The sequence below is a fragment of the Nocardia amamiensis genome, from assembly GCF_015477605.1.
Classification (GTDB): Bacteria; Actinomycetota; Actinomycetes; order Mycobacteriales; family Mycobacteriaceae; genus Nocardia; species Nocardia amamiensis_A.
Genome location: NZ_JADLQX010000001.1, coordinates 1 through 16,770, shown reverse-complemented (window position 1 = coordinate 16,770; position 16,770 = coordinate 1). Strand labels below are relative to the sequence as shown.

The window sequence follows — 16,770 nt, the reverse complement described above, 5'->3', positions numbered from 1 at the left end:
TTTGACTACTCCCCTGAATGAATGTTGCTGACGGTCTCGGTCGCGGACCTAGACCTGGAAGGCGCTGATGCCCGCGGCACGCACCACGTCGCCCGCGACGTGCTGGGCCAACTGCATGCGCAGCGTTGCCGCGGCGTGGTGGCACTCCAGAATCGCCTGTGCGATCGCGCGGTCGTGGGACATCGCCCCCTGGTTGAAGTGGCTGGCGCTGACGAACGAGACTTCCTCAGCGCCAGAAGGCAATACGTGCGTCGCGGGCGCGGTGATCGCCGCGGCGGCGGCCAGCCGGTCGGCGACGAGGTCGAGCTCGGCCGCGGCGGCGAGAATGGCTTCGGGTGCGATCAGTACATGTCCAACCATGACTCGACTCCTTCTAGTGGCTGTGGGGCGGAACCACGAGAATTCCCCCTTCGAGTGATAGGACGCGACAGCAACGCGATCGGTTCCATCGAATCCCCAACTTTTCGATCTCCCTGCCGATTACACACCCATGGCTGTGGGTACGCAATACGACTCGGTAAAGATTAGCCCCATCCCAGCTGATGCAGGCGGTCTTCGTCAATCCCGAAATAGTGTGCGATCTCATGGATCACGGTGATCGCCACCTCCTCCACGACCTCCGCCTCTTCGGCGCAGAGCTCGAGGATGGCCTCGCGGTAGATCGTCACGGTGTCGGGAAGCGCTCCGCCGTATTGACTGTCGCGCTCGGTGAGCGCAATGCCGTGATACAGCCCCAGCAGATGTGGGTCATCCGGATTGCGCGGCTCGATCAGCACGACCACGTTGTCGATCGCGCGGGCCAGCTCCGGCGGGATGAGATCCAGTGCGTCGCCGACCAATTCCTCGAATCGGTCGTCGGACATCGAGACGGGCATCGGCGATCGGCTACCTCGGCCGCGGCTGCGGCGGCAGTGGCGCGGCGCCGGGCAGCGGCGCCGGCGTGGAGCGTCCGTTGTTCGGCGGCGGCACCGGAGCCTGGCCGTTGATCAGGATGTCGCCCTTGGCCGAACCGGTGATCGGTGCGAAACCTTCCTGGTCGGCTCCCTTGCCGATCATGCAGTCCAGCTTGCGGCTGCCCGCCATCCAGCTGCGAGCGTCGATGTAGTCGAAGAACAGCGTCAGCGTCTTGTTGCGGATCACGTCCGGTCCGCCCAGGTAGTCCGTCGAGGTGCGGGTGCACTCCTCCTCGACGAACTTGTCCTGCTCCTCCTTCGGCGGCGGGCCGCCGTTGAAGTGGGCCCCGAGGTCGACGGTGGAGACTATCTCCACGGCGTGCGGCTGCGCGCAGTCCACCGGATCGGTGGGCAGGTTCTGATTGATGCCGAGGCACATGCCGGACTCGTACACCCTGGACTGGTCGTGCTCTTTGGCGCTGCCGACCGAGGGCGGCGTGCCGACGCTGGCCGCGATCTGCAGCCCGCAGCGCAAGGTGCGGTCACCGTGCTGCCAGCCGTCCGGGCTGGGGTACATCAGGCCGACGATGTACTTGCCGCGGGGATCGAAGCGACCGGACATGTATTTCTGCACGGCCGGCACGCAGTGCTCTTCTTTGAGCTCGGTGAGCCGCAGCGAGTCCGGGAACCGCGAGCCGGGGCCGAACTCCTTGCCCGGATACCTGCTCATGTCGATGTCGGCGGCGACCTCGAACATGTGCTTGCTGGAACAGTTCACCTTGACCAGGTCGGAGCGGTCGGGCTTGGTCCAGCTCAGGCAGTCGCCCTTGGCCGCGGTGCCGAACTCCTTGTCCAGTACCGGTTGCAGCGGCGAGGCGGGATTGTGCGCCTCGAGGCCCTTCTCGTTGTCGAATCCGGTCACGAACAGCGTCACCAGGGCCGCGACCACGGCGCCCGCGGCCACCGCGAGCAGACCCCAGCGCAAGGTGCGCGCCGACAGATGCACGTCGCGCAGATTGCTGTCGGCGAGCGCGGCCTTGGCCGAGCCGAACGAGCGGCGTGCCGCGTCGGCGCGCGAGGACGCGCCGCGCCTCGGCGCTCGGCGGGATCGGGACACAGGTTCGGAGGACATCGCGGTCCATCATGGCAGTGTCCGTCCCGTGGTGCCACGACCTGGCCCTATCGGCGCGGCAGCCGGTCGCGGGGCTCAGCCCCGTAGCGCCGACAGGAAGACGCCGGGCAGCCTGGCGGGGTTGGCGCCGGCGTAGAACTCGGTGAGCCTGCGCCCAGTGGTCGCGGCGGTGGCGTTGTCGACGAACCACGGCGGTTTCGGCGAGAGGGCGAGTTCACCGCCGAGTAGCGAGCGCGGCGCGGGCCGGAACGGACCGCGCACCACGGTGCGCTCGACGTCGTCGAGCAGTAAGGCGTTGTGCACCACGCCGATTCCGCTCTGCACGTCGTCCAGGCTGTGGCCGGGGAACGCGCCCCAGGCGGCGCGCGGTGCGAGGAAGGCCAGCCCGGTCCAGGTGTTCACCGCGATCGCGCCGTAGCGCAGCCGCTCGATCGCGCGGTCGAAGGCGGTACCGAGCCTGCGGATGGTCGTCGGTGGGGCGATCACGTTCGCGCCGAGGGTTCCGGTCAGCTCGGCGTTCGCGAAGTCCACCGCGCGCTGCAGGAACTCACCGCCCACGTAAGGCAGCTCCACCACCCCGAGCACCGGAGAGAAGTACTCGGTGCGCAGCAGCGGGGTGTCGGTGCGCGGCAACTGGTCGATCAGCACGCGGCCCGCGCCGAGGCGCTCGGCCTCCGGATACGACGCCAGCGCGCCGGCGACGCGCGCATCGCTGCCCGGGTAATACGCCGTTCGCTGCGGCGCCCGCTCCAGGGCCAGGCGCAGCTCGTCGAGGAACTCGTCCTTGCGGTCCCAGTCCGCGCTGAGCACGACCGTCTGCGCCGCCACGCAGTTGTAGCCGCCGTTGTGCAGCCGCTGGGTGGCCACGTGCGCGGCCTGGTAGCGCAGGTCGGCGTCGGACCAGGCGCCGGGCACCACGATGGTCGGCGAGACGCCGCCCAGTTCGCTGCTGATCGGTTTGTCCAGCAGCGGCTGGTTGCCTTTCTTGCGCTGCGCGCCCTCGGGGCCGGCGCCCCACACGATCGCGTCGTGGGTGTTCGCGCTGCCGGTCATGTGCACATGCGCGACGTCGGGGTGGTGCACCAGGTAACCGCCCTGCTCGGCGCCGCCGGTGAGAATCCGCAGCACGCCGAGTTCGAGCAGCGGCTCGAACACCATCTCGAACACCGTGAACAGCGGGTCGGTGATGGGATTGAGCTTCAGCGCGACCACCCGATTGTGCGCGTACAGCTCGTAGAGCGCGTCCAGCGGCGGGATCGAGGTGATATTGCCCGCGCCGAGCACGGCGCCGATGCCGCCGGTCGCGGTGGGATCCAGCTGCGCCAGTCCGGCCCGCCTGCGCGCGGTGTCGGCGTCGACGCCGGGACGCAGCCAGACCTCGCCGCTGAAACCGTTGAGCAGCAGCCGGTCGTAGACGCCGTGCGGAAGGATCGGCACCGCTACCCGGCCGCCCGGCGCCTCCTTCAGCGCGATGCCGGTCAGCGGGCTGTATCCGGCTTCCAGCGTGGCCAGCGTCGCCGACAGCGCTGCCGTGGCCTGCAGCAGGGCGAGCGGTCCGGACATCCATTCCTCGCCGACCAGCGGCGAATCCTCGTCGAGGCCCTTGATGACGCACGCGGCCCGCACCCAGTCCTCGGCGAACCGGCCGGTCCTTGCGTGCAGCTCGTCGAGCAGTTCGCGGCGGCGACGCAGCGGGGTCGCGGCCCACGCCTTCTCGCCCGCGGTGAGGTCGGCCAGCGCGTTGTCGATGGCGGTCTCGTCGAATGGAGTGCCCACAAGCCCACTATGCGCGTGATTACACGCCGATGGACCGCATCCTGGGATATCGGCGTGAAACGGCAATCCGCCGACCACTAGGCTGGTGGCCCATGATCGACCTCCGATTCCTGCGGGACAACCCCGACGCGGTCCGCGCCTCGCAGCGCGCCCGCGGCGAAGACCCCGCCCTCGTCGACGCGCTGCTCGAGGCGGACGCGGCGCGGCGTGCCGCGGTGGCCACCGCGGACAACCTGCGTGCCGAGCACAAGGCGATGGGCAAGCTGATCGGAAAGGCGAGCAAAGAGGAGCGTTCCGCGCTGCTCGCGCAGGCGGGCGAGATGTCGGTCAAGGTCAAGGAGGCGGAGGCCGCGCAGAACGCCGCCGACGCCGACCTGGACGCGGCGCACCGCGCCATCTCGAACGTCGTGCAGGAGGGCGCTCCCGCCGGCGGCGAGGACGATTACGTCGTGCTGCAGACCATCGGCACGCCACGAGAATTCGACTTCCAGCCGAAAGACCACCTGGAGCTGGGCGAGTCGCTCGGCCTGATCGACACCGAGCGCGGCGCGAAGGTATCGGGCGCCCGGTTCTACTTCCTCACCGGATATGGTGCGCTGCTGCAACTGGGTCTGCTGCAATTGGCCGCGCAGCGGGCGGTGGCCAACGGCTTCACCATGATGATCCCGCCGGTGCTGGTGCGTCCGGAGATCATGGCGGGCACCGGGTTCCTCGGGCAGCACGCGGCCGAGGTCTACCATCTCGCCGACGACGATCTCTACCTCGTCGGCACGTCGGAGGTGCCGCTGGCGGGCTACCACTCCGACGAGATCCTCGATATGAGCGACGGTCCCAAGCGGTATGTCGGCTGGTCGTCGTGTTTCCGCAGGGAGGCGGGCAGCTACGGCAAGGACACTCGCGGCATCATCAGGGTGCACCAGTTCGACAAGGTGGAGATGTTCGTCTTCACCACGCCGGACCAGGCCGACGCCGAACATCAGCGGCTGCTCGGCTGGGAGCAGGAGATGCTCGCGGCCATCGAGGTGCCCTACCGCGTGATCGACGTCGCGGCGGGCGATCTGGGCAGCTCGGCCGCGCGCAAGTTCGACTGCGAGGCGTGGGTACCCACCCAGCAGACCTATCGGGAACTCACCTCGACCTCGAACTGCACTACCTACCAGGCGCGCAGGCTCGCCGTGCGCTATCGCGACGAGAACGGAAAGCCGCAGATCGCCGCCACTTTGAACGGCACGCTGGCCACCACCCGCTGGATTGTTGCGATACTGGAGAACCATCAGCAGGCCGACGGGTCGGTCCGGGTTCCGTCGGCGCTGGTGCCGTTCGTCGGCGCCGAGGTCCTCCGGCCGCCGAACTGACGACGAACGAATGACGGACAGGTGAATAGCTACCGGTTCGCCGTGCCGGATTCCCGGGATGTGGCAACCGGCGGGATTCCTTATGTTTAGGCTATTCCTCGTGCGAGGAATCGGGTCTCGCGGCGATACCCGGACTCGGGTGCGGGCCGCATCTGCGCTGGCGACAGCTATGGTCATGGCTCGGACCACCGGGGCGTTCTACGTCATGGGCGGCGTTCTCGGCCTGCTCATCACCGCGATCGCCCCTGGTGAGGAGGGTAATCGGCCTCTGGTCGGCGGGGCGGCGGCGGTAGCGCTGGCGCTCGGTCTCACGCTGCTCGCGTGGGGGCCGAGACTGCCGCATTCGATCCACCACGTCTACGTCGCGATCGCCACGGTGCTGGTGACCATCGCGGTGCACTCGTTCCCGAACACGGTCGGCGCGATCAGCCTGGCGTCGTTCTACGTGTTCGTCGCATGCGACGCAGCACTGTTCTTCGCTTGGTCGCAGGCTGCGGCCCACATCGCGTTCGCGTTGGCGCTGTGCCTCTGGGTGCTGCCCGCCCGGCCGGTGACTCCGGGACTGCCGTGGTGGTCGGGCTTGATCCCAGCCGGTGTGACCTTCGGTGTCGGCGTCGTCGTCGGTATCCTGACCAGGATGGCGTCCGAGGCCGACATCGATGTGCTCACCGGCCTGCTCAACCGTCGCGGCTTCGATCGCGCGCTCAACACCGCGATCGAGCAGGCCACCCGCTCCGGGCAGGGCCTGGCTCTGGTCCTGGTCGATCTGGACCGCTTCCGCAAGATCAACGACCATCTGGGTCACCGGGCGGGCGACGCCGTCCTGCAGCGGGTGGCCGACACCTGGTCGAAACTGCTCGCCCCCGATCAGCGTCTGGCCCGTTACGGCGGGGACGCGTTCGCGTTACTGCTGCCGAACACCACGGAGCAGGCGGCGATCCTGCTCACCGAACAGCTGCGCGCGGCGGTGACCACCGGCTGTTCGGCGGGTGTGACCTCCTGGCAGCCGGGGGAATCGGGCTCGCTGCTGGTCAGCCGCGCCGACGTCGGTCTGTACCGGGCCAAGCAGGCCGGGCGCAACCGGACGGTGCTGGAGTCCTCGCGGCAGTTGCCGCTGGCGGTGGAGCTGCGCGAGGCGATCGATCGCGGCGCGCTCGACGTGCACTACCAGCCGATCGTCAGCCTGACCGAGGGTGGCGGCAAGGCCGTCGGCGTGGAGGCGCTGCTGCGCTGGTCGTCCAGCGCGCAACCGGACGTCACGACCGAGGGCCTGATCCGGGTCGCCGAGGAATACGACCTCATCTCCGACCTGGACGAGCTGGTGCTGCGCCGGGCCTGCGCGGACGCCGCGCGGCTCCAGGAGACCTTCGCCCAGCTCGACTTGACCTTGAACGTGAACGTCAGCGGACTCGAGCTGGCCGAGGTCGGTTATGCCGACCGGGTGGCCGGCATTCTCGCCAGTACCGGGTGGCCCGCCGATCAGCTCGTGCTCGAGGTGACCGAGAGCGAGCTGGCGGCCGAATCGCAGACCGCGATCACGAATCTGCACACCCTGCGCGAGCGGGGCGTGCGCATCGCCATCGACGATTTCGGCACCGGGTACTCCTCGCTCAGCAGGCTGGCCACTTTGCCGAGCGACATTCTCAAAGTCGACCAGTCTTTCGTCGCCGCGATCCGCTCGGACTCACCGGCGCCGCCGCTGCTCGGCGTGATCGCCGCCCTGTCCAGCGCACTGGATCTCCAGGTGATCGCCGAGGGTGTGGAGACCGAGTACCAGGCCGCGGTGCTGACCGAACTGGGCTTCGCGCTCGCGCAGGGCTACCACTACAGCGACTCGCATCCGGTGTCCGAACTGATCAGCGACCTCAACGAGAATCATGGCCGAGTGGGTATCGGTACCACGGATCGGGAACTGGGCGACGGAGACTCGGTGCACGCAAACGGCTGGGTGCCGCTGCACTGACCGTTGTGACGAGGCCCCCGCTGAGCTTCGGTTAATTCCCTTGACGCCGCATGGCGACCGTGAGCATGCTGACAGCATGCGTTTGCTCATCTACGCCTATTGATTCGCCGAATCGGCGCGCACCCCTTCGACGGGTAGCGCGCACAATCTCAGCCTGCGCTCGCTGACTGTTCGTGCCGTGCTCTTCAAGAGCATCGGTGAACTGATTCCGCTCTACGCGCTGTATGCCCTGCTGTTCGCCGACCACGGGATGAGTACGGGACAGATCTCGCTGCTGTTCGCGGTCTGGTCGGCGACGTCGTTCCTGCTCGAGGTGCCCTCTGGAGCGTGGGCCGACACGGTCTCGCGGCGCGGTCTGCTGGTGCTGAGCGGTGTGTTGCTGACCGCGGGTTTCGCTATGTGGACCGTGGCGCCCTCGTTCCTGGGCTTCACCGCCGGATTCGTGCTGTGGGGTACGTCGGGTGCCTTGGCCTCCGGCACATTCGAGGCGTTGCTCTACGACGACCTCGCCGCCCGCGGCGAATCCGCGGCCTATCCGCGCATCCTCGGTTACACCCGCGCGGGTGCGGAAGCGGCTGTCGTCGTCGCCATCGTCGCGGCGACCCCGCTCTATCTGTACGGCGGTTACGCGCTGGTCGGCTGGTCCAGCGTCGCGGTCGCCGCCCTGCACACGGTGCTCGCGCTGTCGCTGCCCACCGCGCCGAAGGCGGTGTCCGCGGTGGACGTCGACGACCTGGAAGACGCTGTACCGGAGTCGTCCGGTGACGACGGCGCGGCGCCATCCGGTGCCGCCCATACGCCAGTGCCACACACAGATCCAGGTCGCTCAGCTCTTGGTGTCGATACGGTGTCGATCGCGGACCTGCGAGATGCCTTGCCGAAGGGCGTGGTCGAACAGCCGCGGCCGTTCGCTCGGTACCTCGGCATGCTGAAAGCCGGTATCGGGGAAGCCGTCCGGGTACGGGCGGTGCGCTATGCCGTGCTGCTGGAGGCGTTGCTGTACGGGATCACCGCGTTCGACGAGTATTTCGCCCTGCTCGCGCAGCAGGTGGGCATCTCCACCGTGGTGGTGCCGCTGTTGGTCGGTCTCACCGTGCTCGGTTCGCTCATCGGTTCCGTGCTGGGCGGGCGGACCGAAGGCATGTCGGGCCGGACGATGGGGATCGTGATGGGTATCGCCGGTGTCCTGTTCCTCGGCGGCGCGCTCGTCGCGGGGCTCGCCGCACGGCGCACCGATGTGATGCATCCGTTGGCGATTCTCGGATTCACGGCGATCGGCATCTCCTACGGCATCGTGCACAACGCGGTGGTCGTCGCAGGCGCCCGCCTCCAGGACGCCATCGAGGGCCCCGCCCGTGCCACGGTAACTTCGGTGTCCGGCCTGCTGAGCGAGGTGGTCGCGCTCGCGGTCTTCGGCTTCGCCGCCGTCGTGACCATCTGGTACTCGATGTCCACCCTCCTGGCGATGCTCGGCGTCGCCATGCTCGCCATAGCCGCCCTGACGCCGCGCTGGCTCCCGCGTCGCCGGTGAGTGGCACAGCACGCCAGATCCGCTCTCGCGTTTTGCCGCATTCAGGTGCCACTCGCGGTTGATCTCGGCCCGGTAGCGTGCGGGCTATGACCGTGCAGGTGAGGCTGGGGCTGGTCTTCGGGTTCGGGATCGGCGCCGGTGTCGCGGTGCAGGGGCGGATCAATGGTGCGCTGGGCGCGCGCCTGCACGATGGGATCGCCGCTGCCACCATCAGTTTCGGCACGGGGCTCCTCGTGCTGGCCTTGGCCTTCGCGGTGAGCGGGCGGCTGCGCGAGGGCGTGCGGCAGGTGCGGCGGGCGTTGACAGCCGGTGCGCTGCGGCCGTGGCAGCTGCTCGGCGGCCTGTGTGGCGCGTTCTTCGTCGCGTGCCAGGGCCTCACTGTCGCCGCCATCGGGGTCACCGCGTTCACCGTGGCCGCCGTCGCGGGTCAGCTGCTCAGCAGCCTGATCGTCGACCGTCTCGGTCTCGGCCCGAGCGGGCGCACGCCGGTCACCGCGGTGCGTCTGGCCGGTGCGGCACTCGGCGTGCTCGCGGTGCTGGTCGCCGGATTCGGTCACGGCCGCGCCGCGACAGGTGGTCTCTCTGTGCCGGAAGCGCTGCGAGATGCGCCGACCGCGCTGCTGATCGTGCTCCCCGCCCTGGCCGGGATCGGCCTGGCCTGGCAGCAGGCGGTGAACGGCAAGGTCGGCGCGGTCGGCGGTCCCATCTCGGCGGCGCTGGTCAATTTCTGCGTCGGCCTGTTCGCGCTGCTGGTCCTCGCGGCCGCGGTGATCGTGACCTCCGGTGGCCCGGCCGGATTCCCCACCGAGCCGTGGCTCTATCTCGGCGGGTTCATCGGCGTGGCGTTCATCGCTCTGGCGGCCCTGACCGTCCGCTGGATCGGTGTGCTGCTGCTCGGCCTCACCTCGGTGGCGGGCCAACTGCTCTTCGCGCTGGCCCTCGACCTGTTCACCCCGACAACCGCGGGCCTGTCGGCGACCGCGGTCGCCGGTTGCGTGCTGACTCTCGTCGCCGTCGGCGTCGCCACTCGATCTCGGTCCTGAAAAGCCCGCCGAGTCATTCATGTTCGAAGCGCATGAGTGTGGGATGGTGCGCTCATGCTCATCGAATACGGGGTGTGGGTTTCGCGGCTTGCGCTGTTTGTCGTATTCGGGTTGTCGGCGTGGGGGAAGCTGGCGGATCGGAGTGCGACAAGGCAGGCTGTGGGCGATTTCGGAGTGCCGCTGCGCCGGGTGTCCGCCGTGGCATGGGGGCTGCCGATCGTCGAAGCGATGCTCGCGGTCGCGGTGTTGCTTCCGTGGGTCTCCGGTGTGGCCGCGGTGGCGGCGCTGCTGCTGCTCGGCGTGTTCACGGCGGTGATCGCGCGCTTGCTGCGGCGCGGCGAGCGGCCTTCCTGCTCGTGCTTCGGCGCTGCGAGCTCAGCGCCGATCGGCCCGAAAACCTTGGTGCGCAACGGTGCTCTCGCCGTGCTCGCCGCGGCTGTCGGTGTTGGCGCTCTAACGCATCCGCACGTGCCGATGGGTCTGCCCGCCGACGACGCGATCGGCTGTGCGGTGGTCGCCGTGCTGGTGGGGGTGCTGGTGTGGTTGACCGGACAGCTGCGTACGCTGCGCCGCCGGGTGGATGAACAGGCGCTGTCCACGTTGGGCGCCGAGGGTCTACCGGTCGGTGCGGTGGCGCCGGAGTTCGAACTGCTCGACCTCCTGGGATCGAAGACCACGCTCGAGGCTCTGCTGGCCGGAGGCCGGTCGGTCCTGCTTGTTTTCGTACATCCGGGCTGTGAGCTGTGTGCGGCGCTGGCCAGAGAACTGCCCCGCTGGCACGCGCGAATCGGTGACGCCCTGGCGATCGTGGCGGTCGGTAACGGTGACGCGGCAGAGCAAGCCGCGTGGGGTATCGAAAACGGGCTGGGCGAGATTCCATCGCTCGTGCAGCAAGGCAACGAAACGGCATTGCGCTACCGGGTGCGCGGTACCCCGTCTGCTGTGCTGATCGACCCCGACGGACGGGTGTCCGCGCCGGTGGCAAGGGGCGGTATCGCGATCCGGGAGCTGATCAGCACGGTGAAAACCGCACGCCGCAGGCCGACCTCCGCGTACAACGGGATCCTGGCCGGGACCCGCCGCTGAATTTCGGGGCCTACCTCTCTTCCGCCGCCCGGACCGACCGAGTAATCAGCACCGCGCTCTTAGCAAATTTACAGCTAATAGGTGGTCGGGCGCGGATAGGATCGAGTGGCACCGGTGCGAGTTCGCCATTCATCGGACCCATCGACAAGAGGGGAAGACATGACCGCGTTCTTCGCATTCACTGACGCCTCAGAGAAGGAATTCATCATCCAGCTGGTCGATGAGCAGCGGATCGCCGAGGCCCGTCGCATCCTCTCGGGTGAGGAGAAGATGTCTGTGCACGTCATGGGGCGGATCATGAAGACACCAATGCCCTACAACCCGGGCTGGAATTTCCACCTGGATCCGGAAACCATTTCGTTCTTCACCCAGGCGATCGAGGTGTGCGACGCCAGCATCATGTACGTCCAGGACCATTTGGACGAGGCGTGCGGCGCATTCCTGCCGGGCTGTATGTGGTGCCCGTGGTCGTCGAGACTCACCCGCGAGATAATCCCGTAGCTCCCGGTCGGCAAACGCTTCCGGCCGACGTGGAAACCGTCGGCCGGAAGTCGGGGGCTCAGCCCAGCTTGCGCGTGCGGAGTTCGTGGCCCTTGGACGTCTTGCAGCGCCCGGACTCCAGATCCCATTGCCACCCGTGCAGGTTGCACGTGAGCGTGTTGCCGTCCACCACGCCGAACTTCGACAGGTCCGCCTTCAGGTGGGGACAGCGGCGCTGCACTTCCCAGCCGCCGAGTTCGGTGGAAGCGGAATCGTCGTGCGCCTCGGCGAACCAGCCGTCGGCATAGGCGATCCGCTCGTCGGTGAGGCACTTGAAGAAGGTGTAGAGGAACTCGTTGTACCCGCCGATACGCCAGGCCTGGAAGCGGGTGGACAGGAAGATGGTGTTCACCCAGTCCGGCTCCTGGTCGCGCAGCACCGTGCGCACCAGTTCCGGCGCGATGCGGAAGCCGTAGCGGTAGCGGCCCTCGCCCTCGATGGGTCCGCGCACCGTGCGCTTGGGGAAGTCCAGCACCACGGTTTCCTCGCCGATCACCAGACCGACCGGGTAACCGATGCCGTCGCATATCAGATCGCTCTGCGCCATGATCGGCTCGAACAGCTTCTGCAGCGGTTCCAGCAGCGCGCCCTCGCCGGTGGCCCAGGTTGCCTTCTCGGCTTCCAGCACCGGCGCGAGGCGCTGCGCCATCCGCTCGATGTACACGGTCTTGTTGTCGTAGATCTCAGCCGGGTCGCTCGGATGGGTCAGCGTCAGCTCGGCGCCGCGCACGTCGGCGACCGAGCCAGGGATCATCAGGATCCCGCCCGCGTTGCCGTGGATCTCCATCTGCTCCAGGAACACCTTCTGGTCCGGGAAGATGTTGCCCTCGTCACCGCGGTCGTCGTTGAGGTAGCGCAGTTCGTCGTCCAGGAACACCGGCGGACCCGCCGACGGCACCACCCACGTCGCGCCGACCTGTTCGATGTAGCTGCGGGCGCGGTCCATGCCGCGCTGACGCTTCTGCTTGCCGAAGTTCGACTTGGTGCGGGCCGGGATGTCGTAGACCATCGGGTACCAGATCGCGCCCGAGTACTGCAGCAGGTGGATGTCGACATGACCGAACGCGTCGTGCAGTACGTCCATGTCGACCGGGCGGGCGTCGTTCATGTTGAAGCAGGTGGTCTCGCCGTCGGAGACGACCAGTCCGGAGTCGCCGATCGGGCCGTCGGCGGGCGCGCGCAGCGCGATGATCATGATGTCCAGGTCGCCACCCGGGCCGGTCACCGTGTGCTTGACCGAGTCCTCGGTCTCGAAGAACTTGTGGAAGCCCAGGTGCTCCAGTTCCCGCCGCAGGTCCGGCACCGGGTAGTCCGGCAGCAGCACGGTCGCGTCCTTGTCGACGTGCTGGGCCAGCGTCTTCGCGTCGAAGTGGTCGCGGTGCAGATGCGAGACGTACAGGAAGTCGCATGCGCCCAGCTCATCCCAATCCAGCTGGGTGTTGTCCGGGAACGGGAACCACGAACCGAAGTACGCGGGGTTCACCCAGGGGTCGCAAAGGATCGACCCGGCCGCGGTGCGGATGTGGAATCCGGCGTGTCCGACGCTGGTGATCTGCACTAGCTGCTCCTCCTGCTGTTACCAGCCAACCAGGGTAGTAGTTACGGCGAGACGTCGCCGATGCAGTAGCCGTCCGGCCCGGATCGCAGGGTGAAGGTACGGGTCTGCGTCACACCCGCGGAGTTCGTCACGGGGACCTGCACCGCAATGTAGTCGGTGTTCAACTGCTCCGAGCGGATCTGCTGGTCGGCGAACTGGGTGGTCCCGGTCAGCATGCCCGGGTTGCCGGCCAGCGGGGCCGGGATCGCGCGTCCGGTGGCAGCGGGGTCCCAGCTGGCTGACGCCTTGCAGACCAGCGGGTAGGTGCCCTCCTTGTCGGCCGGGTCGAGCGGAGATCCGACGAAGCGGGACAGGTAGCGGCGCACGGTGTGCCTGGCGTCGGCGTCGTTGTACGCGATATCCGCGCCCGCCGCGGCGACGCGCGGACAGGCGTAGCCGGTCTGGACCTCGGCGCGGTCGACGGCGACCGTGGTGGTTTTGCTCTGCCAGACGACGGTGTCCGTGGTCGCCGTCCCCGGCTGGGCCAGGGCGGCCAGGATGGACTGCTGGTCGTCGTACATGTCGGCCACATTCTTGGGCGCGATGGTCCAGCACTTCTCCTGCATCTCGGCGATGCTGTGCGAGCGCAGGTCGGCCGCCCAGCGCTGGACCGCGCTGGAGGCGGCGGGGAGCCCGGCAACCGTGCCCACCGGTGGGGCGTCGGCGGGGACCGGCGGCAGCGATGCGGTGGTCGGAGGTGTCGTCGCCGGGACGGCGGCGGGTGGCGTCGTGCGCACCGCTGCCGGTGCGGCACTCTCGTCCGGGATACCGGCAACGGAGTCGCAGCCGGTTAGGGCACCCGCGCCGATCAGGACCAGGCCGATCATTGCTGCACGCATAGGCCGTGCTTCCCGACGCCGAGCCGAGCGCGTAGGGGTGCGCGTCGGTTGCCCCAGAGGCGTAGATTTCCGACCGGTTAGCGCTTCTTCGCCCTGTCGGGCCCTCTGGCACCGCATCGGGTGTGCGGCTGTGGACGTCGGTTGGCCCACGTTCGCTGATGCCCGGATCCGATCGCGTGCTGAGCTGTGGTCGTATTCACGCGGTTCCGGTCGGGCGCGTTCCACTTCGACGATCCTCTTCTCTAAGGGCGTGCGGTTGGGGCTGCTCAGGCGTCCTCGACCCGGTGCGGCACGTGATGGCGGCGCACTGCCGGAGGGGACGGTCAGCGACTACGCTAGCGGACTTGTGGAACCCGTCTATCGGACGATCATCGGGCTGGCCCGTACCGTCTTCTTCCTCGAAGGTCTGAAGTTCACCGTCAAGGGCGATGAACATATCCCGGCGCGGGGTGGCGCCGTGCTGGCGGTGAACCACACCGGATACATGGACTTCACCTACGCGGGTCTGCCGGTGCGTACCCCGAAGCGCTACGTTCGGTTCATGGCCAAGAAGGAGGTCTTCGACGACAAGATCTCCGGCCCGATCATGCGGGTGCTCAAGCACATTCCGGTGGATCGTTCGGCGGGCGCCGAGTCGTACCAGGCCGCGGTGGAGTATCTGCGCCGCGGTGAGCTGGTCGGCGTGTACCCCGAGGCGACCATCAGCCGTAGCTTCGAAATCAAGGAATTCAAATCGGGCGCGGCGCGCATGGCCATCGAGGCCGAGGTGCCGATCATCCCGATTGTCATCTGGGGTGCACAGCGGGTGTGGACCAAGGGATTCCCCAAACGGCTCGGCCGCACCAACACGCCCATCTCGATCGCGGTCGGCGAACCGATCCAGCCGTTCGAGCCCGCCGCCGAACTCACCGCCAAGCTGCGCTCGACCATGCAGGAGATGCTGCTCGACCTGCAGAAGGATTATGTGCACGAGCCCGGCGCGTACTGGGTGCCCGCCCGGCTCGGCGGCAGCGCTCCTACCCTGGAAGAGGCGGACGCGATGGACGCCGCCGAGGCGAAGGAGAAGGCCGCCCGCAAGAACGCGGCGGAGCAGTAACGGGAGTTGCGATGGCGCGGGAACCGGTTTACGACATTCTCACCGGCCTGGCCCGCACCATCTTCCTGGCGCAGGGACTGCGCATCGACATCGAAGGCCAAGAGCACATTCCCCGGTCCGGCGGCGGGGTGCTCGCCGTCAACCACACGGCCTATCTGGATTTCATGGAAGTCGGGCTGGTCGGGCGCAAGTCCGGCCGCAACGTCCGATTCATGATGAAGGCCGAACTGGAACACGGCATCATCGGTTTCCTCATGAAGCACTGCAAGGCGATCGGCGTGGATCGCACCGCGGGCGCGGCGTCGTATGCCCGTGCGGTGACGGCACTGCGCGATGGCGAACTGGTCGTGGTCTACCCCGAAGCGACGATCAGCCGCAGTTTCGAGCTGAAGGAATTCAAGTCCGGCGCGGCCCGCATGTCCATCGAAGCCGATGTGCCGATCATTCCCCTGATCATCTGGGGCGCACAGCGCGTCTGGACCAAGGACATCCCGAAACAACTGGGCCGCCACAACTTTCCGATCCACATCCGCATCGGCGCCCCGATCCCGCCCGCCGAACCGGCGGACGCACTCACCGCCACCATGCGCACCCGCATGAACGAACTACTGGAAAATGCCCAGCGGAACTACCCGATGCCCGAGAGAGCCCGCTGGGTGCCCCTGCGACTCGGCGGCACCGCACCGACTCTCGCCGAGGCCGCCGTCCTGGAACGGGAGGAAATGGCCAGGCGCCGAGCCAAGGCCGCCGGTCGTACGCCACACCAGGCCTAGCTGGCCGGTCGGTTTTGGCTACCAGCTTCTGGGCGAGTGGAAGTCTCGGCCTATCTGATTACCGGATAACTTCCCGAACGCCAATCGTTTACGCGGCGCCGGATGCTGTCGACCATCGGCAGCGAGTCGATCTCGGCCGGGCTGAACCATGCAACCTCATGAGACTCGTCTGAGACGCTGAGCTTTCCGCCGATCGGCTTTCCGAGGAGGCAGATCGAGAATTCTTGTCTGACCTCCCCGTCGTCGTATGCGAAGACATGGCGGGGATTCGTATAAGTACCGATGATACCGGTGATGTGGATGTCTATACCGGTCTCTTCTTTGGTTTCCCGGATGCCGCAATCAGCCAGTGATTCGCCCAATTCCATCTTGCCGCCCGGTAATGCCCACATGCCGTTATCGGTTCTGCGTTGTAACAAGATTTGACCGGCCTCGTTCACTACCACCACGGATGCCGCCGGTACCAGGCTATTCGGCTGCGGTCCGTTCGGGTCGTTCTCGTAGTCACGTCGATGGCTCATTCAGGCCCCCTGATCCGGTACGGGATTACGGTCCGTTGTACTCGCCGCATCAAGCAGATCAGGCGAGCATCGCTTCGATTTCGGCAATGCGCCGGTCGAGCCGGGTCGAGTGGGCGCTGTCTGCCGGTTGCGTCCGGCAGAGTGGTGTAGGAATCGGACCGGCCGGTTCGATGATCGGCGTGTCGTAGCCGAGTAGAGGTGGTCACCGCGTGATCCTTCAACAGACCTACCAAGTCACTGAAGGAAGAAAGCTTCACGCGATGACCTCTGTCCAGCCTATCGACCCGTCCAAGTTGCTGTCGGACCAACTCGCCGTAGCGAGCCCGGATCTGCTGCGCAACATGATGTCCACGTTCATCCAGGCCCTGATGGGCGCCGAAGCCGACACTGTGTGCGGCGCCGGCTACGGCGAACGCTCCGACGAGCGGGTGAACTCACGAAATGGCTACCGCCACCGCGACTTCGACACTCGTGTCGGCACGATCGACGTCGCGATCCCTAAACTGCGCTCGGGCAGTTACTTCCCGGATTGGCTGCTCGAGCGCCGCAAACGCGCCGAACGCGCACTCACCAGTGTGGTGGCGACCTGCTACCTGCTCGGGGTCTCCACCCGCCGCATGGAGAA

General features: G+C 67.5%; 16 protein-coding genes. 9 read left to right on the top strand and 7 right to left on the bottom strand.

The window, feature by feature from the left end; all coding sequences use genetic code 11:
• Positions 1-48: 48 nt before the first annotated feature.
• The 4 genes from IU459_RS00080 to IU459_RS00065 all read right to left on the bottom strand — a co-directional run bounded on the left by IU459_RS00080 (position 49) and on the right by IU459_RS00065 (position 3,801).
• Positions 49-360 (bottom strand): PE domain-containing protein, encoded by a 312-nt coding sequence (locus IU459_RS00080; protein ID WP_067468085.1) that lies wholly within the window; start codon positions 358-360, stop codon positions 49-51.
• A gap of 164 nt (positions 361-524) precedes the next feature.
• Entirely contained in the window at positions 525-875 is a 351-nt protein-coding gene (locus tag IU459_RS00075) for a metallopeptidase family protein (RefSeq protein WP_195127361.1), read from the bottom strand.
• A 10-nt stretch (positions 876-885) separates the two neighbouring features.
• Positions 886-2,025, bottom strand: coding sequence for a septum formation family protein (locus tag IU459_RS00070; protein ID WP_195127360.1), 1,140 nt, complete (start codon positions 2,023-2,025; stop codon positions 886-888).
• A gap of 75 nt (positions 2,026-2,100) precedes the next feature.
• Positions 2,101-3,801, bottom strand: a complete 1,701-nt coding sequence (locus tag IU459_RS00065) for an aldehyde dehydrogenase family protein (protein WP_195127359.1) — start codon at positions 3,799-3,801, stop codon at positions 2,101-2,103.
• A gap of 92 nt (positions 3,802-3,893) precedes the next feature.
• Here IU459_RS00065 and serS point away from each other — a divergent pair, with 92 nt between their 5' ends.
• From serS to IU459_RS00035, 6 genes are all read left to right on the top strand, one after another.
• Entirely contained in the window at positions 3,894-5,156 is a 1,263-nt protein-coding gene (gene serS, locus IU459_RS00060) for a serine--tRNA ligase (RefSeq protein WP_195127358.1), read from the top strand.
• 169 nt (positions 5,157-5,325) lie between these two features.
• Entirely contained in the window at positions 5,326-7,119 is a 1,794-nt protein-coding gene (locus IU459_RS00055; protein ID WP_195127757.1) for a putative bifunctional diguanylate cyclase/phosphodiesterase, read from the top strand.
• Positions 7,120-7,297: 178 nt separating this feature from the next.
• Positions 7,298-8,650 carry an MFS transporter gene (locus IU459_RS00050; RefSeq protein ID WP_324198679.1) on the top strand — a complete coding sequence of 451 codons (1,353 nt, stop codon included), beginning with the start codon at positions 7,298-7,300 and terminating at the stop codon, positions 8,648-8,650.
• An 86-nt stretch (positions 8,651-8,736) separates the two neighbouring features.
• Positions 8,737-9,693 carry a DMT family transporter gene (locus IU459_RS00045; RefSeq protein ID WP_195127357.1) on the top strand — a complete coding sequence of 319 codons (957 nt, stop codon included), beginning with the start codon at positions 8,737-8,739 and terminating at the stop codon, positions 9,691-9,693.
• A 54-nt stretch (positions 9,694-9,747) separates the two neighbouring features.
• Entirely contained in the window at positions 9,748-10,779 is a 1,032-nt protein-coding gene (locus IU459_RS00040) for a peroxiredoxin family protein (protein ID WP_195127356.1), read from the top strand.
• A gap of 159 nt (positions 10,780-10,938) precedes the next feature.
• Complete coding sequence (locus tag IU459_RS00035; protein WP_195127355.1) at positions 10,939-11,280, top strand: BP74-related protein; 342 nt, start codon at positions 10,939-10,941, stop codon at positions 11,278-11,280.
• A 58-nt stretch (positions 11,281-11,338) separates the two neighbouring features.
• Here IU459_RS00035 and IU459_RS00030 read toward each other — a convergent pair whose 3' ends face one another.
• On the bottom strand, positions 11,339-12,877 hold the full coding sequence (locus tag IU459_RS00030) for a Rieske 2Fe-2S domain-containing protein (RefSeq protein ID WP_195127354.1): 1,539 nt from the start codon (positions 12,875-12,877) through the stop codon (positions 11,339-11,341).
• Positions 12,878-12,918: 41 nt separating this feature from the next.
• Entirely contained in the window at positions 12,919-13,755 is an 837-nt protein-coding gene (locus IU459_RS00025) for a hypothetical protein (protein WP_228837153.1), read from the bottom strand.
• A 346-nt stretch (positions 13,756-14,101) separates the two neighbouring features.
• Between IU459_RS00025 and IU459_RS00020 the strand changes: the two genes are divergently transcribed.
• Complete coding sequence (locus IU459_RS00020) at positions 14,102-14,851, top strand: lysophospholipid acyltransferase family protein (RefSeq protein ID WP_195127353.1); 750 nt, start codon at positions 14,102-14,104, stop codon at positions 14,849-14,851.
• Positions 14,852-14,862: 11 nt separating this feature from the next.
• Positions 14,863-15,624, top strand: coding sequence for a lysophospholipid acyltransferase family protein (locus IU459_RS00015; protein WP_195127352.1), 762 nt, complete (start codon positions 14,863-14,865; stop codon positions 15,622-15,624).
• 50 nt (positions 15,625-15,674) lie between these two features.
• Here IU459_RS00015 and IU459_RS00010 read toward each other — a convergent pair whose 3' ends face one another.
• Positions 15,675-16,145: an NUDIX hydrolase gene (locus tag IU459_RS00010; protein WP_195127351.1), complete on the bottom strand. Its 471-nt coding sequence runs from the start codon at positions 16,143-16,145 to the stop codon at positions 15,675-15,677.
• A gap of 260 nt (positions 16,146-16,405) precedes the next feature.
• Between IU459_RS00010 and IU459_RS00005 the strand changes: the two genes are divergently transcribed.
• A partial coding sequence (locus IU459_RS00005) for a transposase (protein ID WP_195127350.1) occupies positions 16,406-16,770 on the top strand: 365 nt, incomplete at its 3' end.